Here is a 23,408-nt window from a genome sequence, read left to right as displayed (position 1 = left end):
ATTGTAACTGAATAAAATAAAATGTTAAGTATTTTTATTCATTTTTATATTTTAAGTAATAATCTAATCCTCGTAATTTTGCCTGTTCTCGACCTTCTGTTGATAATTTTTTCCCGATTAGTTTTAGTAGTTCGGTTGCATCTTTATCGCCATTTTGTTCTGCTGTGTAAGCCCAAGCATAAGCTTCAATTAATTTATACTCTTTCTTATTTTGATAATAAAGTAGACTCGCTAAATTATATTGGGCTATTCTATCTTTGCTCTCAGCACCTTGTTGATACCAGTAAAGTGCTTTTACATAATCTTTTTTATCTTGATAAATCACACCAAGTTGATTGGCGCTGGATGTTTCACCTTGTTCTATGGCTTTCATATACCATTTGATAGCTTCGTTTTGATTGTGAAAATCGGTACTATAGAGATCGCCAATTGCGGTTGTTGCATATATATAACCGTTATCTGCAGATTTTTTATACCAGTATAAAGCTAGATTTTTATTTTTATCGACTAATTTACCGAACTGATAAAATAAACCTAGATTATATTGTGCTACGCTATCATTTTCATTTGCAGCCTGTTGGTACCAATATAAAGCTAATGATAAATCTTCTTTTACACCGAAACCATTTTCATATAAATAGCCAAGATTATTTTTTGATGCACTTTCACCTACATCAGCAGCTTTACTGTAGTAGTAAAAAGCGCGTTTATAATCTTGTACTAGGCCTAAATCACCATTTTCATATAAATAGCCTAATTTGAAGAGTGCTCTTGGATAATTTTGTTTAGCGGATAACGTATACCATAACAACGCTTTGTTTGGATTAATATTCGTCCCTCGACCATATTGATACATTAGACCAAGATTAAATTGCGCTTTGGCTTCTCCTTGCGTTGCAGATTTGCTATACCAATATAGTGCGGCTTCATAGTTTTCTTTAGTACCTTCACCGACCTCATAAGCGTAGCCAACACTATTCATTGCATCTAAATCACCATTTTCAGCTGCTTTTTTATACCAATAAAATGCCTTGGTAAAATCTATATCAGTTCCTTTACCATATTCATACATTAACGCTAAATTATATTGGCAATCAGGATTGTCTAATTCTGCTGCTTTTGTATACCATTGTATTGCTAGCTGGTAATCTTGAGGAACATTTTTACCAATATCATATTGGTATGCAATTCTAAACATCGCGTCAGCATAACCCTGTTCTGCTGATTTTTGATACCATTGAATGGCTTGTAAATAGTCGACATCTCTACCTTTACCATATTGAAACATTAATCCTAAGTTATATTGTGCAATACTATCTCCTAAATTAGCCGCTTTTTGGTACCAGAAAAAGGCTGTATTATAATCTGGTCCAATCTCTTTATTAGTTTCATAAAGATAGCCAAGAGAGTTCATCGCATTAACATAGCCTAATGTAGCTGCTTTCTCATACCAATATATGGCTTGCTTAATATCAATATCTTGTTTGTTCGTTCCTTCCTGATAAAGATAAGCAAGTCGGTATTGCGCATAGGCATAATCTTGCTGTGCAGCAGCTAAGTAATAAGGTAAAAAATTATATTGATCATTATTATCCGCAACAATTTTATCTGATGCTGATTTTTTATACCAAAATAGTGCTTTGTTAAGATTTTTTTCTGTTGCAATGCCATTTTCATAGAAATAGGCTAGATTAAATGCCGCTTGTTTATGACCCTGTTCTGCTGCCATTAAATAGCCATAGAACGCGATTTGATCATCTTTTTTAGATGAACTATGTTGATCATGCTGTAACGCAAATTCAAATTGAGCTTGAGCGCTCGTCATTGCATGTAATTCTGTCGGAATATCAATATCTTCCGCTTGAACGAAAAAAGCACAGGAACTCGTCATTAAAAATGCAAGGGCTAATCTTTTAAGCATAAGCTCTATTCACTTATATCAGATATTTATGGTTATTATGCTGAAAATAATAAAGGATTTATACCACTTTTAGCAAATTGTTGTTTTTCTGTTTCCATATCTAGCAGCAAAGAATCAATATCATCAGCAATAATATCTAGGTGAGGCTCTTTTTCTTGACTAAATATTTTTAGATAACTATGGCAGCGTTCACAACACTCAGTTTTGATTGCTGATAGTTCATTGTCTAGTGAGTAATAAGTGATATTTTCTAAGTTATCACAATTTGTGCATTGTGCTCTCGGTACATGCCATTCACTTTCACATAAGCTACAATGTAAATAACGCAAGCCAATATTATCTCCCATATGAATAACGCTAGCGACGGGACTACTTGCACAAACAGGACATAACCAGTTTTGTTGGCTTGATTGTGAAACAGCTTTACCGGGTAATTGACTTGCTAATTGGCAATAGTATAGGGAGAGAGCTGACCAGATAAATAGTGATTCCTTACTATCCACTGTAGCCAGTTGGTCCGTAAGTAATGCGGTTGCCTTATTAAGAAGCTCATCTTGAGTATTATTTTTTAAATCATGTATTGTACTATTTATTGCATCATTAACATCGATTACTGCATCCATAATCGGATACATATAGTCCATCCATTGCGTGGATAGCGGATAGTGGCTGATTGATAATGGCGCTAAATTATTGGCCGTTGCAGAGGCCACAGTGTCTGTTAAATCGATTTTTATCGGCTTTGTTTCAAGTAGTTTAGCTTGCGCTGTAACAATTTTTTCACAGAAGTCTAGGTAATTACTAAAAGGACTTGTTGCAGTTAATGTTTGTAAACGCTTAGCCCTATGGCTATACAGGGTCTGTGGATTAGGATAAAAAAGCAGTGGCGTTTGACGGATAATGCTGACTTTATTACTTTGCTTTTCAAGTTGTGCCTGAGGAATAATTTTTATGTTCATGTTCGACCTATTATTGTGAGTTAGTATTTAACAGGTTATATGACTAGATCTGTATTTTAACTGTTTAGAGTGGTAAGTAAGGAACAGATAACTGTTCCATACTATATACCAAATATGATATGACGATATTACTGTTTATCACTTTTGCTTGTAGTTGCCTGAGCATCTAGTTCTGCTTGATAAACTTTGTGCATCTCTTCTTTATACCATTTTGAATGATTTTTACGGGCCCAAGCTCTTGAAACATAGCCAGTAATCATTCCTTTAATCGATCCTTTAACCCAAATTGCCATATAAGCATGACCAATAATGAGAAGAATTAAACCGATTGCCGCAACTGAGTGAAAGAAAATCGCGATACGAATAATATCAATTGAAAAATATTCAGCAAAGTAACGACGCCACATGATTAATCCAGTAATAAGTAGGATTGAAATCAAGCTCATAATGCACCAGAATAAAAATTTCTGGCCAGCATTATATTTACCAATTGGAATATCTTCAGGTTCTTTTCCTGCAATCACTTTATTGATACTTTTCATCCACTTTACATCATCTCTATCTGGAATATTATGATGAGCAAGTTTTAATAACATAAACATCAATAGAACAAAGATGATGCACCCTAGGAAAGGGTGCAATTCTCTTACTAATTGTGGAGTTCCTAAAACTAATCCGAACGCCTTAATTGATGGAAAAAATAACGATAAGCCAGATAACGCCGTTAATATAAAAAGGATCACAATAAAGACATGACAAAATCGTACAATTAAAGGGGTTCTTAAAATCATATCTTTAGTGTTCATTATGATCATCCTTATTGTTTACTGATGTTTCTGATGATTTTTTTTCGATCGCTTTTTGGCGAGCTTCTTGATCAGCTATCTTTTCGTTTTCAATATCTTCTTCTTCAACTTGTACCGGACCAACTGCCATATAATGGAAGACTAAACCGGCAAATGTTGCAATAAAAGCGGCTGCTGAAAGTGGCTTCCAAGCGCCTTTCCAGAATTTCACTATCTCATTAATATGAGGCTCTTTTGGTAAGTTATGATAAAGATTTGGCTGATCTGCATGATGTAATACATACATAACATGAGTTCCGCCTACACCATCTGGATTGTACAGGCCTGCATTATGGTAACCACGACTATTTAAATCCATAATACGTTTTTCTGCATGACTAATCATATCCGCTTTGGTACCAAAGTGAATTGCTCCGGTAGGGCAAGTTTTTACACACGCAGGTTCTTGACCAACAGCAACTCGATCAACACACAGTGTACATTTATAGGCATGATTATCTTCTTTACTAATTCTTGGCACGTTAAATGGACAGCCTGCAACACAGTAACCACATCCAATACAATGTTCAGATTGAAAATCGACTATCCCATTAGCGTACTGAATAATGGCGCCTTCTGCAGGACAAGCTTTTAGACAGCCAGGATCACTACAGTGCATGCAACCATCTTTACGAATTAACCATTCGAATTTACCGTTAACTTCAACTTCTGAAAATCGCATAACGGTCCATGCTTTGGGTTCTAAATCTGCTGGATTATCATAAACACCAACTGTATTACCAATTTCGGGGCGTAAATCGTTCCATTCGTTGCAAGCTACCTGACAAGCTTTACAGCCGATGCAAGTTGTAACGTCAATGAGTTTAGCAACTTCTTGTTGATAATCTCGAGCTCTTGGTGCTGGCGTTAATGAATTGGTGCCAGATCGTCTTATAATGTCTTGTGTTTGTAATGACATAATTTGGTTTCCTATTAACTATGCTGAGACTTTTTCAACATTAACTAAAAAAGTTTTATATTCTGGTGTTTGTGAATTAGCATCACCAAGATGTGGTGTTAATTCATTAACTAAGAAACCTTTTTTGGTTTGTCCAGTGAAGCCCCAAACGATTGGAATACCAATTGTTTCAATCTCTTTACCATTAACGGTCAACGTCGGCATACGTTTTGTGACTACCGCTTTTGCCTTAATATAACCACGATTTGAGCTAATCTTGACTGTGTCACCAAGCCCAATCCCTTTTTGATTGGCTAAATGTTCACTAATCTCGATAAATTGCTCTGGTTGTATAATTGCATTTAAGCGTGCATGCTGAGTCCAAAAGTGGAAATGCTCAGTAATACTGTAAGTTGTACCCACATAAGGGAATTGATCAGCGTTACCTAAACGTTCTAAGTCCTCTTTAAACACTCTAGCTGCTGGGCTACTCACTTGTTGTGGATGTAGCGGGTTAGTACTAATTGGTGTTTCAAATGGTTCATAATGTTCAGGGAATGGTCCATCGACTAAACGATTTAAACAGAATAAACCACCTAATCCATCATTGTTCATGATGAATGCACCAGCGCCTTTTTCTGGAGATAACGTTGCAGTAAAATCAGGAATATCATTACCTGCCCAACTTGACCCATTCCACTCAATTAGCATTCTACTTGGATCGTATGGTTTACCATTGCGATCGGCTGAGGCGCGATTATATAGAACTCGACGGTTCATCGGCCATGCCCATGCCCAACCAGAATGTATACCTTTACCAGATGGATCCGCAGGATCTCGTCTCGCCATTAAGTTGCCTTCTTCTGTCCAGCAACCACAGAAAATCCAGATTCCGCTTGATGTTGAACCATCGTCTCTTAATTGTGAGAAGCCACTGAGTAACTGACCTTTTTTAACTAATACATTACCATTAGCATCTTTAAGATCGACTAATGCTCGTCCATTATAATCTTTAGCAAGCTCTTCAGCAGAAGGTTCTTCTGGTTTCTTATAATCCCATACTAGATTATGTATTGGATCAGAATATGCGCCGCCTTCTTCTTGGTATAACTCTTTTATTCTTAGGAATATTCGTGAAATAATTTCTGGATCATGTTTAGCATCAAATGGTGGCTCAGCAGCAGACCAATGCCATTGTAGCCAACGAGATGAGTTTACAATCGTACCATCTTCTTCAGCAAAGCAGTTGGCTGGAAGTCTAAATACTTCTGTCTGAATTGCAGTTGGATCAACGTCATTAGATTCGCCATAGTTTTTCCAAAATTCAGCTGTTTCCGTTGGCATTGGATCAATGCTAACTAAAAACTTAAGTTTTGATAAACCTTCACGAACACTATTTTTATCCGGGAATGCTGCAAGCGGGTTAAAGCCTTCGCAAATAAAGCCATTTGCATCGCCATCTCGCATCATTTTACTAAATTGTAATACATCGTAGGTTTTATCCCACTTAGGTAGCCAGTCAAATCCCCAGCTGTTGTCTTTAGTCGCCTTATCGCCATACATTGATTTCATAAAGCTAACAAAAAACTTAGGATAGTTGCCCCAGAAGTTAACTTCACTTGGTCCAAGTGGTTTTGGCGTTTTTTCTGCTAAATATTGTTCTAATGTGATTTGGCTATCTTTTGGTAAATCAAGATAAGCAGGTAAGCGATTAGATAATAGACCAACATCGGTAAGACCTTGAATATTAGAGTGACCGCGTAAGGCATTGATCCCTCCACCCATAACACCAATATTACCGAGTAGCAATTGGACCATTGCTGCTGTTCGAATAATTTGTGTACCATAGGTATGTTGTGTCCAACCTAAAGCATATAAAAATGTTGCAGCGCGATCATTCGTCTTTGTACTTGCTAATGATTTACATACATGTAGGAAGTCATCAGTTGGTGTACCCGTTATATTATTAACAACTTCTGGTGTATATCGGCTAACATGTTTTTTCAATAAGTTCCATACACAGTATGGGTGTTCTAATGTTTCGTCACGTAGTGCATAACCATTGGCATCAGTTTGATAAGCCCAACTAGATTGATCATATTTACGATCGTTTGCATTATAGCCACTAAAGAGGCCACTATTTTCATCAAAATTGAAATCTTCGCGAACAATTAAGCTAGCATTACTATGTGTTAATAGGTAGTCATGATTAACTTCATCATGGGTAATTAAGTAATTAATTACACCAAGTAGAAAAGTAATATCAGAACCTGAACGAATTGGTACGTATTTATCAGCAACAGATGCCGTTCGTTGGAAACGAGGATCAATGGCGATTAACTCTGCACCATTATTAATTTTGGCTTCGATTGCCCATTTAAAACCGACTGGATGCGCTTCAGCTGAGTTACCACCCATAACAATAACAACATTAGCATTTTTTATGTCATTCCAGTTATTCGTCATCGCGCCGCGCCCAAATGTTGCAGCTAAGCTTGATACTGATGGGCCATGACATACTCGAGCTTGAGTTTCAAGAGTTAACATCCCCATTGCTCGAGCTATTTTAAACGCTAACCAACCTGTTTCATTACTTGCAGCAGAGGTTACTAACCAACCTGTTGTCGTCCAACGATTAACGGTATCGCCTTTAGCATTTTTTTCAATGAAGTTTTTATCGCGATCGGCTTTCATTAATCGAGCTATACGATCAATTGCATCTTCCCAAGTAATTTTTTGCCATGTATCTGAACCTGGTGCTCGATACTCTGGATATTTGACTCGATTTTCACTTTTGATGTAATCCAATACTCCAGCACCTTTTGGACAAAGTGAACCGCGGCTTACTGGGTGATCAGGATCTCCTTCAACATGGAATATTGAAGAAATAGCATTTTTTGCACCATCACCTCGACTATATAATAACATGCCGCAACCAACGGAGCAGTATGTGCAGTTATTACGAGTTTCTTTGGATTTTAATAATTTGTATTGACGTGTTTGCGCAAGAGCAACATTAGGTGCAAAACCTAAGGTAGCTACAGTGGTTCCAGCCATACCACCCGCACAGATCTTAAAGAACTGTCTACGGTTAAATAGCATATGAACTCCTTAAAGAGAATGACATTGTTGGATTGCTTACTTTTTATTTTATTTTGGGGGAGAATCCCTTATCTAGATAATGATAATAGTTCTATGGAATAAAATAAAGTAAAAAAAGATTTAAAATTAGATTATTTGATTTGGATCAAATAATCTAATTATTCATATAAGTATAGGTTAATCATTTTGAACTTTATCTGAATAGAGTGATGGTTCACCCTCTGGGCGAGTTTTAAATCGGCGGTGTAACCACATATATTGTTCAGGTGCTTGTAAAATTTGTTGTTCAACCACTTTATTCATAAAAGTAGCTGCGGCATATTCATCATTATAAGGATAATCTTCAAGTGGTGGAGTGACCGAGACGGTATATTGCCCTTTAGGTTCGCGTTTTGGCGTAAATGGAATAATAGCAGGCTGTGCTAGTTTAACTAAAATAGAAGTACCAATTGTTGTAGCCGCTTTTTCTACAGCAAAGAAAGGGGCAAATACGCTATTTTTGGGACCATAATCATGATCGGGAGCATACCAAACGAGCTCACCTTTTTTCAAGGCTCGTATCATTCCTTTAGTATTGTAACGGTCTAACATATATTTATTCGATTTTAATCGCCCTTTTAATTGTACATAATCCATGACCAGATTATCATTAGGACGATAAACACCAACTCCTGGGTGGCTCATACCCAGTATTCTTGCTCCAAGTTCAAGAGTCAAAAAGTGAACACCGATCAGTAGAACACCTTGTCCGGCCTGTTGTTTTTGTGTGATATATTCATCACCAATAATCTTACAATATTTTTTTAGTCTTCTATTTGACCAAAACCAAGCCATACCTGTTTCAAAAACCGCCATTCCAGTTGATATAAAATTATCTCGTAATAGTTGTTCTTGTTCTGATTTTGACATATCAGGAAAGCAGAGTTTTATATTTTGTCTCGCTGTTGATAACCGTTTTGTCATTATTTTACTAGCGAGTAGTCCTAACCCTTTACCTAGCTGGTAAAGTATAGGATAAGGAAGCAAAACGATAATATACCAAACGCCTAGCCCAAACCACGTTAACCAATAACGAGGATGAAGTAGTTGCTTGCTAAACTTGGCGCGAATTTCTTGATTACTGCTCATGCTATTTTCTGTTGGTCTAAATAATTGAGGTTACTATTATATACATAATCCATAAAAAATAAATTATTGAGACGGTGACAACATTTATTGTGCAATTTTAAGTATCCTCATAAATGCGACTTGTTAGTTATTTAATATCCTAAATATTATCGAATAACATAATGATTTAAAAGGGAAAAAATATTTTCTATTTTGATGTAAAAAAGACTAGTAAAAACTGGAATATCAAAGTATTCTTTGCGATGTAAAGCGAGGGTGGTTCCCTTTTATCAAATATCTCTGCTATTTGGCTCGCGCTTACCGTGCCTTGTCTTACCATCAGGGTTTGGGTTTGATTTAATTACGATAATATCTTTAAGCGCTGTTGATAAAGCGATGGATTCGCTTTTTATCTATCGGAATAAAATCGAATTGTTATTCAATTTGCACACTTTTGAGGATCGTGCGGATGTTTAATATTTTTAATTGGTTAAAAGCTGCAATAGCTTTAATATTGTTTGTCATCTCTTTCATGGGCTCTGCCAAAGATCGTCAACTCTACATTTATAACTGGTCGTCTTATATTGCTCCTGATACATTAACTAATTTTGAGAAAGAGACCGGCATCAAAGTTGTTTATGATGTGTTTGACTCAAATGAAGTATTAGAAGGTAAACTTATGGCTGGAAATACCGGCTTTGATTTAGTGGTTCCTTCTGATAGCTTTTTAGATCGTCAAGCTAGGGTCGGTATTTTTGCACCATTAGATAAAAGTAAATTACCTAACTATCATAATCTTGATGAAAACTTACTTGCAATGCTTGCTAAGCATGATCCTGATAATCGCTATGCGATTCCTTATATGTGGTTAACAACAGGTATTGGTTATAATGTTGATAAAGTGAAAAAAATTCTTGGTGAGGATGCCCCTGTTGATAGTTGGGATTTAGTACTCAATCCTGATAATTTAAAAAAACTATCTCGTTGTGGTGTGGCATTTTTAGATGCACCAACTGAAATATTTCCGACTGTTTTAAATTACTTAGGTCTTGATCCTAACAGCCAAAATCCAGAGGATTATAAAGTAGCGACTGAGCATTTAAGTAAATTACGACCATTTGTCACTTATTTTCACTCTTCTAAATTTATTAATGACTTAGCTAATGGCGATATTTGTGTTGCGATTGGGTGGTCAGGTGACATCATGCAGTCAATTCAAGCTGCTAAAGATGCGAATAATGGTGTAAATGTTAAGTATTATATTCCAAAAGAGGGAGCGATTGCTTATTTTGATGTTTTTGCTATTCCTAAAGATGCTGAAAATATTGATGAAGCTTATGCTTTTTTAAATTATTTGATGGAACCTCAAGTTATAGCTAGTATCAGTAATTACGTCTTTTATGCTAATGCTGTTAAAAATTCACAGCCTTATTTAGACGAGCGAATCAAAAATGATCCAGCTATTTATCCGTCAGCTGAAACAATGAATAAACTTTTTTCATTGCAGGTTATGCCCCCTAAAATCGATAAGCTGATGACTCGTAGTTGGACAAAAGTTCTTACAGATCGTTAAGAATGTTAGCGTAAAAGTAGGATAAAAGCCGATCAAATAACGATCGGTTTTTTTGTATTAATTACAAGTGGCGTTTAGTTAAAATATCAGCGATAATATGCACTATTATCTGTAACAGTGGATTTTGATTAATGTCTTTACATCGTTCAAGTATTATATTTATTACTGCCGCTTTTTTATTAAGTGGGTGTTCATTTTTAGATAGCTGGGTTTATCGACCTGATATTAATCAAGGTAATTATATTACTCAGCAAGCTGTAGAGCAGTTAAAAGTGGGTCAAACGAAAGAACAAGTTCTTTATATTATGGGAACGCCAGTATTGGGTTCGTTGTTTGATGATAATGTTTGGTACTATGTTTTTCGTCAAAACCCACAACATGGGCCAATTAGCCAAGAAACATATACCATCATTTTTGATCAAAAAGGGATTGTGTCTGATATAAAAACGTCTGCTTATAAAGATTCGACTCTTGAAAAGATGGATAGTGTTGACTTGTCGCAATAACAACACTCAAGATACTTGTCATTACCCGCTATTTAAGCGGGTTTATTTTTTTCGATGAAAGGTAAAATAACTTCTTTAGTTAATGGCGCTAAAATAAGCGCTCTTGTTTGTTCAACACTATACCAACCAACCTCAGCTAATTCTGCTTGTGCAGTAAAAATAGTATTTTTTATTACGATACTAAATAAATGTGCTCTGATATGATAATTTGCTTCATTAGCTGCTGGCATTAAATACTCGCTAATGTATGTTAATTCGTTGGGTTTAGTGACTAACCCTAGCTCTTCATGCAGTTTACGGATAAGTGCTTGTATCGGTTTTTCTTCTCTCTCAATTTTTCCACCAGCTTGCATAAAGTAAATAGAATTTTGTTTCCTTACCAATAGCACTTGACCATCTTGATCGGTAATAATCGCGGCAGCAATATCAATAATCTTACTCAAATCCATTGCTATTTCATTCCCTCGTTAAATTCAATACCACCATCACAAATTGAATCCCATTCTGCTTTTGAACCAGTATAAATATGAATTTTTTTTATCGGATAAATTGGTGTATCAAGTGAACCAACTCGAAAACGATACACATTAGGCATATTGTCTCGAGATGTAAAGAGATTTGAACCACATTGCTCACAAAAATAACGGTTTACGCCATTAGTTGAGAATGCTTTAATATGTTCTTGCCCGGTTAATATTTGTAGCTTTTCTGCGGCAACTACCATGGCTGAATTAAATGCAGAACCATTCCATTTTCGACAACGCTGACAATGACAAAAAATCAGTTCATTAATATTGTTATCCATATCTATTTGGTAATGAATTTTGCTACATAAACAACTGCCCGTTAACATATCTGCACCCAACTAATTTGAATTGAATATCTGTGCTGTTAGCATATCGTCAAATATTATTTATGACTAGCTGTTTTATTTTGATATGACATTACTTAAACAAGGGGAGTGATCCCCATAATTTATGTTATCGCTATATGTCTTTTAGATAGTCAGTTTTCTATTCAATAATAAAAAGGTAAGTCTTTCAATACTGTTATTATATAGAGATTAACAAAATCGAAAGACTTATCTATAAATGATTAGTTTTAAATGAGCTTAAGCGATCGTTTTTATGAAAATTAATCGTTCGACGAGATCTCATTTAAAAATTGAGTCAACTGCCCCTTCCATAAATCAGCAGTCATTGTTGTACTGTGCCCACTGGTTTTATCGCTTGCCGGTATTAAATAGTACTTGGCATGTGGAATTTTTTCTATGGCTTTTTCCATTAGTTGAGTTGTTGGTGGATTTCTTTCATCATCAGCAGAATTGATCGCTAAAACGAATGCCTTTATTTTCATCAAATCATTGCTAGGATCAAATGTTCTCGCTGCATCCCACTGATATAAAAAATCATTGGTATCCATTACTACTCGATTCTGAAGTCGTTTATTCAAGATCTCTTCAGTAATTTCAGTATTATAAGCTTGATTTTGCCAAGCTATATCACCGCCATTGGTTGCTATATTATAATAATTATAGACAGTCTGAAAAGCTTCTGGTTGCTGGGTATAAAAACCATTATTCCATTGTGGATCATTTCTGATCGCATTAATAACCATTTTTCTCATAATCCAATTTCGACTAGACATTGGTGCTGGAGTTGCCGCCATTGGGACTGCTGCAGTCATATAATCAGGATACATGGTGACCCATTTCCAAGTGTTCATGCCGCCCATTGAATTACCTATAATCAATGTTAAATGCTCTATGCCTAAGCCATTTTTTAGTAGTTCATATTGAGCATTAACCATATCGGTATAGTCGTAATGAGGAAAATTACCTTGTAAACCATCCGATGGTTTTGATGATCCACCAGTACCAATAGAATCAGGTAGAATAATAAAATATTTCTCAGCGTCTAAAGGCATTCCTTTGTCAAACAATGCGTTTCCAAAGCTTTCATTTAGCATTGATTTACCATTACCAGTAGTTCCATGTAAAATTAATACTGGTTGCCCGTCAGGATTACCTATCGTCGTGTAATGTATTTTTAAATTATCAATAGTACTTCCATCATTAAATTTAAAATTCTTAATAACGTAGTCACCTTCCTTCATATTAGGAAAATCGGCTGCAAATCCAATTACAGGGATTATTGCTAATATAATAATTAAAAAAAGTTTTTTGATTGTTGCCATAATCTAAGATTCCTTTGTATTTATATCTTGTTTAATCGAGATAGAAACCGATTTAGCTATTTTTACGTCTGAGTACTTTAACTTAAAGGTAAAATCGTCTAAACCAAAGTAGAAGATGATTACATTGTGACACTAATCACGTTTTGTCGATGATGATAAATATCACTGTAGTAGTAGATATGGCTAGGATTAATATGACTAAAATAAGGATAATAATATTCATTATAATTAGTGAAAATTATTATATCTATTTAGTTAACGCAAATAGAATAAATAAACTTGATTTTATTACTTAAATTTCATAGACTTAATCAATCTAAAAATAATAACTCATCATCAATGAATGACAATAAATACTGGTTTATAAGTAGAAAGGAATGGATTGAAATTATCCGAGAGATTGATTCCCCAAATCCCTTTCGCTATCAAACCTTTTCTATTTCAGTTCGAAAAGCGAAACAGCTCCAACAGGTCAGTTACTTTGATGAAGATGATTATCAGTCGATTATTGACCATTGTTTAACGTATTCGGATAGTTGCCATGGATTATCACAAGTTTTTGATTTACTTGCTAATCAATATGGCGCGGGTCATTATCTAAAATCATTATCTGAGCAGCGTAAAGTACTGATTGACGGATTAAAAAATCAGCATATTGTCTTATTGCGTGAAACCGTGACACGTAGTGATTATGAGCCTGTCCAGCCTACGGTTATTCCTGAAAAAATGACCTATTTGACCGATGAGCAGTTCTTAGTGAGTTACATGGAAGACCCAACTAATTGGATTGAGTTTGAAGTTACTGGAGTTGCTAATGAGCCATTTACTTTATTCAATAGCAAAACAGGTGAAATAGTTACACAAGGTCAGCTTGATGCATTGGGTCATGCTTATGTTGAAATCCCAGAAGATACAGTTTTTCTGGTGGATGTGGCATTTTCTAAAACCCAAGAATACCGTTCATGGTATTATACACCTTTAGACTATCATAGTCAGATACTTGCGGGTAGCGTTGATGCGATGGAATCTTCCCTTGATGCAATAAATGATTTTCATCTGGCAGAAGTGGTGCCCATAGCAAAACTGTATCAGGTTTTAGGTCTGTCAAAATATTTCTCCCCTAATTCATCGGGTGGAAGTAAATTGATGCCAGCGAAGACACAAGGCGGCGAGCTAATTCGTTCAGTCAGTGCCTTTATCACTGGATTTTATTTACTCGATTTAGCCGGGTTCAGCTATATCAAACCGGTGTCAACATTTGGGCAATATAGTCGTGGCGTGGCTGCATTTGGTGTCGTCAACGCTACCGTAACGCCTGTTATGGAACATCGAATATCGGATCTTTTAGCGAAAGATGCTGGTTTAAAATCAGTGGTCCTTGACTATTTATCTGTTCATCCGGATGATAGCAATGCTGAGGCTAGGTTCAAAAATGGTCTGGAAGGATTGGCGTTAGGTTCGGTACTTGAACCGCTATTTATCGTGTTTCGGATTATTAAAAATACGTTAACTCGCACCTTAATCACCCGAATTCCAACACGGCGAACTTATAAACTTGAGGCTGAAAAGGTTGAAATTGAGCCAATAAAGCAAACTGAATCAACTGAGCAAAAAGAGATGAGTGGTTCTTTAACTGGTTTTCAGACTAAACTACCGTCAAATGCGACAGCAGAGAATATACGATCTTTAGTTAGAGAAAATGAGACAGCAAAGATACTTTCTCAGAACGGATATCATGTTGAACAAAATCCAATTACATCTGGAGCTAAAAATCCTGATTACAAAATTAATGGTGAAATATTTGATAATTATGCACCTAGTTCTAGCAATATCAGAAATATATGGAGAGAAGTAGATAAAAAAGTACAGAAAGGTCAAACAAACAGTGTTGTTATTAATCTAGCTGATTCGAAAGCGACAGTAATTGATTTACAAAGACAGTTCATAGATTGGCCAATAAAAGGATTAGATAAAGTTATTGTAATAGATCAATCTGGAAAAATAGTAAAAATTAAGTAAGGACAGTAAAATGGCAATAGATATTACATGTTATACAAAGTTGGATGGTAACTTATTACAATCTAAACTAAATGTAATTAAATCAAACTATAATTACATATTTGATCACTCATATCTTATATATACCGCTGATGAGGTTTTAACTCGCCAGCAGCTCGAGTTAATAGTTGATCCTCTCGAAAAATATCAAAAAGAATCTGATTTGTTAATTTGTGAGGAATTTGACTTTAAGGATCCAAAGTCATATTTTTTAATATCAGTGAATGATAAAAGCTTCCCTGAGTTGAATACATCAGAAATGGCAGATCTTTTAAGAAAAGAGTTGGGAAGAGAAAATATTATTGTATTACTTGATGGTGAAACATTAATTTAAAAAAACTACTGATAAATATACAAAAGTTGAATTGTTATTTTCCAAACCTAAATAAGTCTGTATTGTGAACGAAAATTAAGTATTAAAAATCAGTCAACTATTGTGGGCGTTAGAGCTGGAGAGAGCGGACATTTTTTAATTGTTGATTCATATCAAACAATTGATGGCGTTGGATATTATATGATCCGAGATCCGTATAATGGAGCGATGGAAGTAAGAGCTGATATTTTAGAAAGTAATCTAAATCATAATGGGGTTATTATTAAACGATGTCAGTAAAAGAATTAGTTAGTCATCCTGTTTATAATGAAATAATATTAGTAGAAGGATGCATCGTTATTATTGATCATGATTTATGGTTAATTGATTCAAATCATGTAAATGATTTTCCTAATTCAGTAAAAATTAGAATTAATAATTATAATCTTAAATCAATCCTTTTAAATAGTGTTGCATTATATAGTGGTGTAACCGCATTGTTTCATGATGCTCAAATAACTGGGTATATATCTAAGAATGATTTATTAAATCAGATAGGGGTTGATGTAATTGCATTAAGTATTAAAGATGATAATGAATGGAAACATATTGATCTAAATGCTATTGTTAAGGATAAAGAACAAGAAAAAAGTGAATCTAATTGGAATGATTTATTTAAATAGTTATTAGTAACTAACTGTAGTATTTCGGATTATTAAAAATCCACATGAAATTAAATTTCGGACGCAGGTTCAACTCCCTATTTTGGTGTTTTTTAAAAAAGTGTACGTATATTGCACGTGAGTATACCTAATGTTATTTTTATTTATAAAAAATAAGGTATTATATTTTTATTGACGCGGGTTCAACTCCCGCGATTAAGTTTTTCAAATTTATTATGTAATGAATTTGGAAATAAACTAATGTAAATATTCCAAAGTGTTTGTAAATTTTTATGGCCAGTTACTTGAGCTACCTCCTCAATAGAAAAGCCTTGTTCAAGTAAACGACTGGCTCCTTCTCGTCTTAAATCATGATACCTTAGATCTTGGATACCTAACTCATTTCTAACCCGTTGAAAGCCCGCGGTAACTGATCTTGGATTATACGGAAATATTAAATCATTATCTTTAGATTGAGTCTGTAATATGTCCCATGACATACCTAATAATGGTACCAACATATGATTGCCAATTTTCTTTCTTGGATCTTTTCTGTTTCTAACCAATATAGCTCTTTGGTTATAGTCAACGTCCTCCCAACGCAGAGAACACACCTCACCAATACGCATACATGACAATATAGAAAAATTTAATATATCAACGAAAGGTATATGTGCTGATTGATGTGATTGTCTTTCTTTCAACTTTTTTACAAGTAATTCAAGTTCATTATTAATTGGTCGCCTAGTTCTACGCTGGCTTTTACCTATTAAATTCATCTGTATCAACAAGGGTCTAGCATCTTTTACAACTGTATCATCAATTTCAATACCATAAATAGGCTTCGCTGCTTCTAAAACTGATCGCAAATAACTTATATCATGGCTTATAGTAGCTGGAGAAGTCCCCCCTATAGCACGGAGTCTACAGTGTTCTACAATATGATGAGTTTTCAATTCTGATAATTTTATATTGGCAATATCACTATCAATTAATAATTGAATAACATATTTTTTAGTTCGACCGGCTTTTTCACCTAAATTAGGATCTGATTGATATTTACTTAATAGGTCCCCAAGATTTAGCTTGGTTAGATCATTTTTTTGTGGGAACCCGAATTGTTCTATTTGGGATACTTGATTTATCCCCCAAGTTTTAGCAATTTGCTGCTTACTAAAGGTTCTTGTTTCACGATAAGTGATCTTACTGTTTTCTTTAACGAGAACGGTACAACGATATCTAGGTATTCCATCTGCACGAACACGTTTCTCTATGCTATAATACGCCATGGCTTATTCACCTTTATATTTGCTTATTAAATTTTGTCCGATACATGTGGGTACCTGCAAGGGAACCTGATAAGGAAAAAATATACCAAAATAGATAAAAATAAGCAAAAATAATATTTGAAAAAATCAAGAAAAAACTTAATTAAACACTGGTGTACCAATGAATTCAGTACTTAATAGATTTTCCGTTGCACCGATGCTCGATTGGACAGATCGTCATTGTCGCTATTTTCACCGAATTTTAACGAAACAGACATTACTTTATAGCGAAATGGTGACAACTGGAGCTATTTTGTTTGGGAAAGGTGATTATTTGGCATTTAGTGATGCTGAACAGCCAATTAGTTTACAGTTAGGTGGTAGTGATCCGCTGGCGTTAGCTAAATGTGCAAAATTAGCAGAACAACGTGGTTATAATGAGATTAACTTAAATGTTGGTTGCCCTTCTGATCGTGTACAAAATGGTATGTTTGGAGCTTGTTTAATGGGTAATGCCACTTTGGTTGGTGATTGTATTAAGGCAATGCAAGATCAAGTGAGTATTCCTGTTACAGTTAAAACGCGGATTGGTATTGATGAACACGATAGTTATGAATTTTTATGTCAGTTTATTGAAACCGTGATGCCCTATAGTTCTACATTTATTGTGCATGCTCGTAAAGCGTGGTTATCGGGATTAAGTCCTAAAGAGAATCGGGAAATTCCACCTCTTGATTACGAACGCGTTTATCAGCTTAAACAAGATTACCCTCAGCTCACAATTGCAATAAACGGGGGGATTAAGACGTTAGATGAGATTAAAGAGCACCTAAAACATGTAGATGGTGTAATGGTTGGTCGAGAAGCATACCAAAACCCTATTTTACTTGCGAATATTGATCAACAAATTTTTGATGCTAATAGTCCTATCATTGATCCTATTGATGCAATTAAACAACTTTATCCCTATATCGAAAAAGAACTAGCACAAGGTACTCAGCTTAAACATATTATGCGTCATACTTTAGGCATTTTTAATGGTCAAAAAGGGGCTAAACAGTGGCGGCGTCATCTTAGTGAAAATGCACATAAAAAAGGTGCAGGTATTGAAGTTGTTGATCGAGCCTTATCATTTGTACAATCGCAAAACTTAATTGATTAGTCTATGAAAAAAATCATCGATAACCATTGTCATTTTGAACAATTAACCAAAGCAGAGCAACAGCGTGCATTAGCCGATTATACTGTTGTTGGCGTCGCATCTGATTACCAAAGTTGCTTAGCACTAATTGATTTACAGCAATGCTCTGAGGGGCTTTTTATTTGCCTTGGCATCCATCCCGAACATTTTAATCACTATCATGAACTGCCACGAGTTATTGAACTTATTGAAAAACATCAACACCAGCTGGTTGGTATTGGTGAAATTGGCTTACCCTATTTTAGTTTGTGTAAGATGGCTAGTGATGAGCATAAACATATATTACAGCAAGGGTTAGTGATATTTGAACAATTTGTACAATTGGCTGCTAAACTCAACTTAGCAGTTAATCTACATTGTGTCGGAGAAAGTACTTGGCAAGCTATCGCCATTTTGCAACGTTATCAAATTAAACGCGCCTTATTTCACTGGTTTGCTGGCGATAGTAAGTTAGTACATACTATCTATGAAAATGGTTGGTTTATTTCAGTCTCACCGCAAGTTAATCATGATGCAGTTTATCAACATACTGTTAAAAAGATGCCTAAAGAGATATTGTGCTTAGAAAGTGATGGTCCTTGGTGCTATCAAGATATGCGCGGTGAACCTGCGATGATGAAAAACTCTGCCTTGCAATTGGCTCAGCTATTTGAGTGTAGTACGAACGATATTATTGAGACCAGTCAGCGTAATGGTAAAGCATTATGGCAGATAAGTTAGTACCTACTATTGTTGGGGCATTAAAATAGTTAACTAGTCACGATATCTCCCTATTTTTATTATTGAAATACAGATAACTCACTTTATTATAATAAGCGCAAACTATTCATTTTAGGTGATATCTATTTCAGCTAATTTCTGCTAAGATCAATCATTATTTTTTTGCACAGTTTATTATTCTACATCATGACAGAACAGGCTTATTTAGACGAAGTGGCAACTCGCCGCACATTTGCTATCATCTCTCACCCCGATGCGGGTAAAACCACCATTACCGAAAAAGTATTATTATTTGGTCATGCTATCCAGACTGCTGGAACAGTAAAAGGGCGAGGCGCTAATGCTCAGCATGCAAAATCTGACTGGATGGAGATGGAAAAACAGCGTGGTATTTCAATCACGACCTCTGTAATGCAGTTCCCATATGCTGATTGTTTAGTAAATTTACTTGATACCCCAGGCCATGAAGACTTTTCTGAAGATACTTATCGAACATTAACTGCGGTTGATAGTTGTTTAATGGTGATTGATGCAGCTAAAGGGGTTGAAGATCGTACCCGTAAATTGATGGAAGTTACCCGTTTACGCAATACACCAATTTTAACTTTTATGAATAAGCTCGATCGTGATATCCGTGACCCGATGGAGTTACTTGATGAAGTCGAAAGTGAGCTGAATATCATTTGCGCGCCAATTACTTGGCCAATTGGTTGTGGTAAATTATTTAAAGGGGTTTACCATTTAGCTAAAGATGAAACCTATTTATATCAATCAGGAAAAGGTCATACCATTCAAGAAGTTCGAATCGTAAAAGGGCTTAATAATCCAGAGCTTGATAAAGCTGTTGGTGAGGACTTAGCTGAGCAGTTACGTGAAGAGCTTGAGCTCGTGAAAGGTGCATCTAATGAGTTTGAGTTAGAAGCATTTTTATCTGGTGATTTGACTCCTGTATTTTTTGGGACGGCACTAGGTAATTTTGGTGTTGATCATATGTTAGATGGTTTAACTGAATGGGCTCCAACTCCTCAACCTCGTAAAACTGATAAACGAGAAGTGACAGCAACTGAAGAAAAATTTAGTGGTTTTGTCTTTAAAATTCAAGCCAATATGGATCCCAAACATCGTGACCGAGTCGCCTTTATGCGTATTGTGTCGGGTAAATACGAAAAAAGTATGAAACTACGTCATGTTCGTATCGGTAAAGATGTCACTATTTCTGATGCGCTAACTTTTATGGCAGGCGATCGTGAACATGTTGAAGAGGCTTATGCCGGTGATATTATCGGTTTACATAATCATGGAACTATTCAAATTGGTGATACCTTTACTCAAGGTGAAGATCTTAAATTTACGGGGATCCCAAATTTTGCACCAGAACTATTCCGTCGAATTCGTTTAAAAGATCCATTGAAACAAAAACAGCTATTAAAAGGCTTGGTTCAGCTTTCAGAAGAGGGTGCTGTGCAAGTTTTTAGACCGTTAATGAACAATGATTTAATTGTTGGTGCGGTTGGGGTGCTGCAGTTTGATGTGGTCGTTGCCCGTCTGAAATCAGAGTACAATGTTGAAGCAATTTATGAGACAGTTAACGTCACTACAGCTCGTTGGGTTGAGTGTAATGATGTAAAAAAACTGGAAGAGTTTAAGCGCAAATGTGAAGTAAACTTAGCATTAGATGGCGGTGATAACTTAAGTTATATTGCCCCAAGTATGGTGAATTTGAACTTAACACAAGAACGTTATCCTGAAGTTATCTTCAGAAAAACACGAGAACATTAATAGATTATCGTTATCGAGAGTTGATATGAGCGAAGAGATCAAAAACCGCCGCCCCCTACGTTCCCGTGATTCTCGTTGGGCGATTGGTGCGGCGAGTTGGCTTAAGCAAAAGAACGTTATACCCAATGATATTTCACTTTTTAGTATTATTTGTAGTGAAATTGCTGGTATTGCATTTTTACTAATGTTCTATTTTGATCATTATTGGGTATCGATACTGTTTTTTATATTAGCTGTGCTTGCTATTCAATCTCGACTTATTTGCAATTTACTTGATGGAATGGTTGCCATTGAAGGTGGTCAAAAAAGCCCTGTTGGTGCAATTTATAACGAATTACCTGATCGAATTTCTGATACTATTATTTTTTTAGGCGTAAGCTATGGTTTATGGATGTTTGATTGGGCGGCTTATTTAGGATGGGCTGCGGCATTATTTTCAGTGATGACAGCTTATGTGCGTTTATTGGGGGGAACTTGCGGACTTACACAACAATTCCTTGGCCCAATGGCTAAACAGCACCGAATGGCGGTCCTGACTGCGGGTAGTGCGGCATCAATATTTGTTCCATTTTATGGTCACTGGGTATTATACATTTGTTTATGGGCTATTGTGATTGGTTCATTACTAACGGTTATTTGGCGAACATATCATATTGCATTAGCTCTTAATAACCAACAACGGGATAATAACTTGCCGATTGAGCAAGAAGTGGATGGTCGTGATGATGAAGAGATTATTAGCGGGGATTTTCCGCGTATTTTTATTGATAAGCTGTAAATTAATTACGGGTGTTCAGGCTCGGTGGCTTAGTCCACCGACGAACCGAGTTAGAATTTATTATGCTAATCATTCAAGTCATCTTGATGGGATCGTTCTTTGGTCCTGTTTCCCTGCCAATTTACGTAATACTATCCATCCTGTGGCGGCTAAAGATTATTGGGGTAAGAGTCGACTTAAACGGTTTATTGCTGAGGATGTCTTTAATTCTATCTTGATTACTCGTAAGCCCCGCAGCCAAGATAACCCCCTTAATGTGCTCGAAAATATTTTATCTCAATATCAATCATTAATTCTGTTCCCGGAAGGTACTCGAGGTAGTGGCGAACAGATCGCTGATTTTAAATGTGGATTATTTTATTTAGCTAAGCAATTTCCACAAATAGAAATGGTTCCTGTTTATTTGAGTAATTTAAACCGAGTTTTGCCGAAAGGATCAAAGTTATTAGTACCAATTATTTGTTATGCAACATTTGGTGAACCGATTCAACCATTAAATGAAGGTGAAACTAAAAATAGCTTTTTGACTAGGGCTAAACAGGCGTTAGAGGAGCTAGCACCATGATTTTTACTGATCACGATTTACAATTATTACTTGCTTGTATTTTTGGTTTGTTAATTTTTGCTAGTATTGTCGGACAAATTATCGCTAAGGTCTGTCGTAATGATCGCAATCAAAAGACGATTGATAATTTGAATCAACGAATTAATGCTTGGTGGGTAATGAGTGTGCTGTTATTAATAGCAATACTTATTGGCACGATTGGAACCTTAATTCTATTTGTCTTTATCTCCTTTTTTGCTTTACGCGAATGTATCACTTTAACGCCGACTCAGTTAGCAGATCATCAAGCATTATTCTGGTGTTTTTTTATCTTTCTACCAATACAATATCTGTTAATTGGATTTAATTGGTATGGCTTATTTGCTATTTTTATTCCCGTTTTTGTCTTTTTATTTATTGCAACTCGTATTGCTATCAATGGTAATTCTATCGACTTTTTAGGTCGTGTTGCTAAAATTCAGTGGAGTATGATGATTGCTGTGTACTGTATCAGCTATATTCCAGCTTTACTTTTATTAAATTGCGGTAACGATCATAGCCAAAATATCAAACTAATTATGTTCTTAGTTATTGTGGTTCAACTGTCTGATGTTTTGCAATATGTCTTTGGTAAACTGTTTGGCCGCCATGCGATTGTACCTAAATTAAGTCCGAATAAAACAGTAGAGGGCTTTATCGGTGGTATTTTATCTGCAACATTGATTGGTTCACTATTGTGGTGGATAACTCCATTTACTTTTTGGCAAGCAGGATTGATTTCCGCATTACTGACATTACTTGGTTTTTGTGGTGGACTCTGTATGTCTGCTATCAAACGAGATCGCGGTGTAAAAGATTTTGGTGCTATTATTGATGGCCATGGTGGTATGATGGATAGAATTGATTCACTGTGCTTTGCTGCACCAGTTTTCTTCCATATTGTACGTTATTTTTGGTATTAACGACTTAATTGTAATC

General features: G+C 35.6%; 21 protein-coding genes. 11 read left to right on the top strand and 10 right to left on the bottom strand.

Annotated elements, in window-relative coordinates; genetic code table 11:
- Nucleotides 1-34: 34 nt before the first annotated feature.
- From RHO11_07205 to RHO11_07180, 6 genes are all read right to left on the bottom strand, one after another.
- Entirely contained in the window at nucleotides 35-1,921 is a 1,887-nt protein-coding gene (locus tag RHO11_07205; protein ID WVD60297.1) for a tetratricopeptide repeat protein, read from the bottom strand.
- A gap of 35 nt (nucleotides 1,922-1,956) precedes the next feature.
- Nucleotides 1,957-2,880: a formate dehydrogenase accessory protein FdhE gene (fdhE, locus tag RHO11_07200; GenBank protein WVD60296.1), complete on the bottom strand. Its 924-nt coding sequence runs from the start codon at nucleotides 2,878-2,880 to the stop codon at nucleotides 1,957-1,959.
- A gap of 128 nt (nucleotides 2,881-3,008) precedes the next feature.
- Nucleotides 3,009-3,686, bottom strand: a complete 678-nt coding sequence (locus RHO11_07195; GenBank protein ID WVD60295.1) for a formate dehydrogenase subunit gamma — start codon at nucleotides 3,684-3,686, stop codon at nucleotides 3,009-3,011.
- Nucleotides 3,676-4,644 carry a formate dehydrogenase subunit beta gene (gene fdxH, locus RHO11_07190; protein WVD60294.1) on the bottom strand — a complete coding sequence of 323 codons (969 nt, stop codon included), beginning with the start codon at nucleotides 4,642-4,644 and terminating at the stop codon, nucleotides 3,676-3,678. The genes RHO11_07195 and fdxH overlap by 11 nt, the downstream gene beginning before the upstream one ends.
- 18 nt (nucleotides 4,645-4,662) lie before the next feature.
- Nucleotides 4,663-7,725 (bottom strand): formate dehydrogenase-N subunit alpha, encoded by a 3,063-nt coding sequence (fdnG, locus tag RHO11_07185; protein WVD60293.1) that lies wholly within the window; start codon nucleotides 7,723-7,725, stop codon nucleotides 4,663-4,665.
- Nucleotides 7,726-7,902: 177 nt separating this feature from the next.
- The gene (locus RHO11_07180) at nucleotides 7,903-8,853 is read right to left on the bottom strand and encodes a Kdo(2)-lipid IV(A) acyltransferase (protein ID WVD60292.1); all 951 of its coding nucleotides are present in this window, start codon (nucleotides 8,851-8,853) and stop codon (nucleotides 7,903-7,905) included.
- Between the two features lie 448 nt (nucleotides 8,854-9,301).
- On the opposite strand from RHO11_07180, the gene RHO11_07175 reads away from it, so the two are divergent.
- Together RHO11_07175 and bamE are read left to right on the top strand one after the other, a co-directional pair.
- On the top strand, nucleotides 9,302-10,405 hold the full coding sequence (locus RHO11_07175; protein ID WVD60291.1) for an extracellular solute-binding protein: 1,104 nt from the start codon (nucleotides 9,302-9,304) through the stop codon (nucleotides 10,403-10,405).
- Nucleotides 10,406-10,536: 131 nt separating this feature from the next.
- Complete coding sequence (bamE, locus tag RHO11_07170) at nucleotides 10,537-10,911, top strand: outer membrane protein assembly factor BamE (GenBank protein WVD60290.1); 375 nt, start codon at nucleotides 10,537-10,539, stop codon at nucleotides 10,909-10,911.
- 32 nt (nucleotides 10,912-10,943) lie between these two features.
- Here bamE and RHO11_07165 read toward each other — a convergent pair whose 3' ends face one another.
- The 3 genes from RHO11_07165 to RHO11_07155 form a co-directional block, all read right to left on the bottom strand.
- Nucleotides 10,944-11,360: an NUDIX domain-containing protein gene (locus RHO11_07165; protein WVD60289.1), complete on the bottom strand. Its 417-nt coding sequence runs from the start codon at nucleotides 11,358-11,360 to the stop codon at nucleotides 10,944-10,946.
- A gap of 2 nt (nucleotides 11,361-11,362) precedes the next feature.
- Entirely contained in the window at nucleotides 11,363-11,764 is a 402-nt protein-coding gene (locus RHO11_07160) for a GFA family protein (protein ID WVD60288.1), read from the bottom strand.
- 281 nt (nucleotides 11,765-12,045) lie between these two features.
- Nucleotides 12,046-13,107 (bottom strand): alpha/beta fold hydrolase, encoded by a 1,062-nt coding sequence (locus tag RHO11_07155; protein WVD60287.1) that lies wholly within the window; start codon nucleotides 13,105-13,107, stop codon nucleotides 12,046-12,048.
- A 339-nt stretch (nucleotides 13,108-13,446) separates the two neighbouring features.
- Between RHO11_07155 and RHO11_07150 the strand changes: the two genes are divergently transcribed.
- The 3 genes from RHO11_07150 (at nucleotide 13,447) to RHO11_07140 (ending at nucleotide 16,161) form a co-directional block, all read left to right on the top strand.
- On the top strand, nucleotides 13,447-15,126 hold the full coding sequence (locus RHO11_07150; GenBank protein WVD60286.1) for a hypothetical protein: 1,680 nt from the start codon (nucleotides 13,447-13,449) through the stop codon (nucleotides 15,124-15,126).
- A 10-nt stretch (nucleotides 15,127-15,136) separates the two neighbouring features.
- Nucleotides 15,137-15,499 carry a hypothetical protein gene (locus RHO11_07145; protein ID WVD60285.1) on the top strand — a complete coding sequence of 121 codons (363 nt, stop codon included), beginning with the start codon at nucleotides 15,137-15,139 and terminating at the stop codon, nucleotides 15,497-15,499.
- Nucleotides 15,500-15,768: 269 nt separating this feature from the next.
- On the top strand, nucleotides 15,769-16,161 hold the full coding sequence (locus RHO11_07140; GenBank protein ID WVD60284.1) for a hypothetical protein: 393 nt from the start codon (nucleotides 15,769-15,771) through the stop codon (nucleotides 16,159-16,161).
- 182 nt (nucleotides 16,162-16,343) lie between these two features.
- On the opposite strand, the gene RHO11_07135 is transcribed toward RHO11_07140, so the two are convergent.
- Nucleotides 16,344-17,429 carry a site-specific integrase gene (locus RHO11_07135; protein WVD60283.1) on the bottom strand — a complete coding sequence of 362 codons (1,086 nt, stop codon included), beginning with the start codon at nucleotides 17,427-17,429 and terminating at the stop codon, nucleotides 16,344-16,346.
- Between the two features lie 160 nt (nucleotides 17,430-17,589).
- On the opposite strand from RHO11_07135, the gene dusA reads away from it, so the two are divergent.
- The 6 genes from dusA (at nucleotide 17,590) to RHO11_07105 (ending at nucleotide 23,392) form a co-directional block, all read left to right on the top strand.
- Entirely contained in the window at nucleotides 17,590-18,570 is a 981-nt protein-coding gene (dusA, locus tag RHO11_07130; protein ID WVD60282.1) for a tRNA dihydrouridine(20/20a) synthase DusA, read from the top strand.
- 3 nt (nucleotides 18,571-18,573) lie between these two features.
- On the top strand, nucleotides 18,574-19,329 hold the full coding sequence (locus RHO11_07125; GenBank protein ID WVD60281.1) for a TatD family hydrolase: 756 nt from the start codon (nucleotides 18,574-18,576) through the stop codon (nucleotides 19,327-19,329).
- Between the two features lie 186 nt (nucleotides 19,330-19,515).
- Nucleotides 19,516-21,108 carry a peptide chain release factor 3 gene (gene prfC, locus RHO11_07120; protein WVD60280.1) on the top strand — a complete coding sequence of 531 codons (1,593 nt, stop codon included), beginning with the start codon at nucleotides 19,516-19,518 and terminating at the stop codon, nucleotides 21,106-21,108.
- A gap of 25 nt (nucleotides 21,109-21,133) precedes the next feature.
- Entirely contained in the window at nucleotides 21,134-21,886 is a 753-nt protein-coding gene (locus RHO11_07115; GenBank protein ID WVD60279.1) for a CDP-alcohol phosphatidyltransferase family protein, read from the top strand.
- Nucleotides 21,831-22,451, top strand: coding sequence for a lysophospholipid acyltransferase family protein (locus tag RHO11_07110; protein ID WVD60278.1), 621 nt, complete (start codon nucleotides 21,831-21,833; stop codon nucleotides 22,449-22,451). Before RHO11_07115 ends, RHO11_07110 begins: the two co-directional genes overlap by 56 nt.
- Nucleotides 22,448-23,392, top strand: coding sequence for a phosphatidate cytidylyltransferase (locus RHO11_07105; GenBank protein WVD60277.1), 945 nt, complete (start codon nucleotides 22,448-22,450; stop codon nucleotides 23,390-23,392). Before RHO11_07110 ends, RHO11_07105 begins: the two co-directional genes overlap by 4 nt.
- The last annotated feature ends 16 nt before the right edge of the window (nucleotides 23,393-23,408 follow it).

Source organism: Orbaceae bacterium BiB (genome assembly GCA_036251205.1).
GTDB classification, from domain to species: Bacteria; Pseudomonadota; Gammaproteobacteria; order Enterobacterales; family Orbaceae; genus Orbus; species Orbus mooreae.
This window is presented reverse-complemented; position numbering and strand designations above follow the sequence as displayed.

Excerpts from the sequence above, each read along its gene's own strand:
- RHO11_07140 (WVD60284.1), top strand. The coding sequence starts at position 15,769 with ATGTCAGTAAAAGAATTAGTTAGTCATCCTGTTTATAATGAAATAATA.
- RHO11_07125 (WVD60281.1), top strand. The coding sequence starts at position 18,574 with ATGAAAAAAATCATCGATAACCATTGTCATTTTGAACAATTAACCAAA.
- RHO11_07135 (WVD60283.1), bottom strand. The coding sequence starts at position 17,429 with ATGGCGTATTATAGCATAGAGAAACGTGTTCGTGCAGATGGAATACCT.
- prfC (WVD60280.1), top strand. The coding sequence starts at position 19,516 with ATGACAGAACAGGCTTATTTAGACGAAGTGGCAACTCGCCGCACATTT.
- RHO11_07160 (WVD60288.1), bottom strand. The coding sequence starts at position 11,764 with ATGTTAACGGGCAGTTGTTTATGTAGCAAAATTCATTACCAAATAGAT.
- bamE (WVD60290.1), top strand. The coding sequence starts at position 10,537 with ATGTCTTTACATCGTTCAAGTATTATATTTATTACTGCCGCTTTTTTA.
- dusA (WVD60282.1), top strand. The coding sequence starts at position 17,590 with ATGAATTCAGTACTTAATAGATTTTCCGTTGCACCGATGCTCGATTGG.
- RHO11_07155 (WVD60287.1), bottom strand. The coding sequence starts at position 13,107 with ATGGCAACAATCAAAAAACTTTTTTTAATTATTATATTAGCAATAATC.
- RHO11_07175 (WVD60291.1), top strand. The coding sequence starts at position 9,302 with ATGTTTAATATTTTTAATTGGTTAAAAGCTGCAATAGCTTTAATATTG.
- RHO11_07195 (WVD60295.1), bottom strand. The coding sequence starts at position 3,686 with ATGAACACTAAAGATATGATTTTAAGAACCCCTTTAATTGTACGATTT.
- RHO11_07110 (WVD60278.1), top strand. The coding sequence starts at position 21,831 with ATGATGAAGAGATTATTAGCGGGGATTTTCCGCGTATTTTTATTGATA.
- RHO11_07115 (WVD60279.1), top strand. The coding sequence starts at position 21,134 with ATGAGCGAAGAGATCAAAAACCGCCGCCCCCTACGTTCCCGTGATTCT.
- RHO11_07150 (WVD60286.1), top strand. The coding sequence starts at position 13,447 with ATGAATGACAATAAATACTGGTTTATAAGTAGAAAGGAATGGATTGAA.
- fdnG (WVD60293.1), bottom strand. The coding sequence starts at position 7,725 with ATGCTATTTAACCGTAGACAGTTCTTTAAGATCTGTGCGGGTGGTATG.
- RHO11_07180 (WVD60292.1), bottom strand. The coding sequence starts at position 8,853 with ATGAGCAGTAATCAAGAAATTCGCGCCAAGTTTAGCAAGCAACTACTT.
- RHO11_07105 (WVD60277.1), top strand. The coding sequence starts at position 22,448 with ATGATTTTTACTGATCACGATTTACAATTATTACTTGCTTGTATTTTT.
- RHO11_07145 (WVD60285.1), top strand. The coding sequence starts at position 15,137 with ATGGCAATAGATATTACATGTTATACAAAGTTGGATGGTAACTTATTA.
- fdhE (WVD60296.1), bottom strand. The coding sequence starts at position 2,880 with ATGAACATAAAAATTATTCCTCAGGCACAACTTGAAAAGCAAAGTAAT.
- RHO11_07205 (WVD60297.1), bottom strand. The coding sequence starts at position 1,921 with ATGCTTAAAAGATTAGCCCTTGCATTTTTAATGACGAGTTCCTGTGCT.
- RHO11_07165 (WVD60289.1), bottom strand. The coding sequence starts at position 11,360 with ATGGATTTGAGTAAGATTATTGATATTGCTGCCGCGATTATTACCGAT.
- fdxH (WVD60294.1), bottom strand. The coding sequence starts at position 4,644 with ATGTCATTACAAACACAAGACATTATAAGACGATCTGGCACCAATTCA.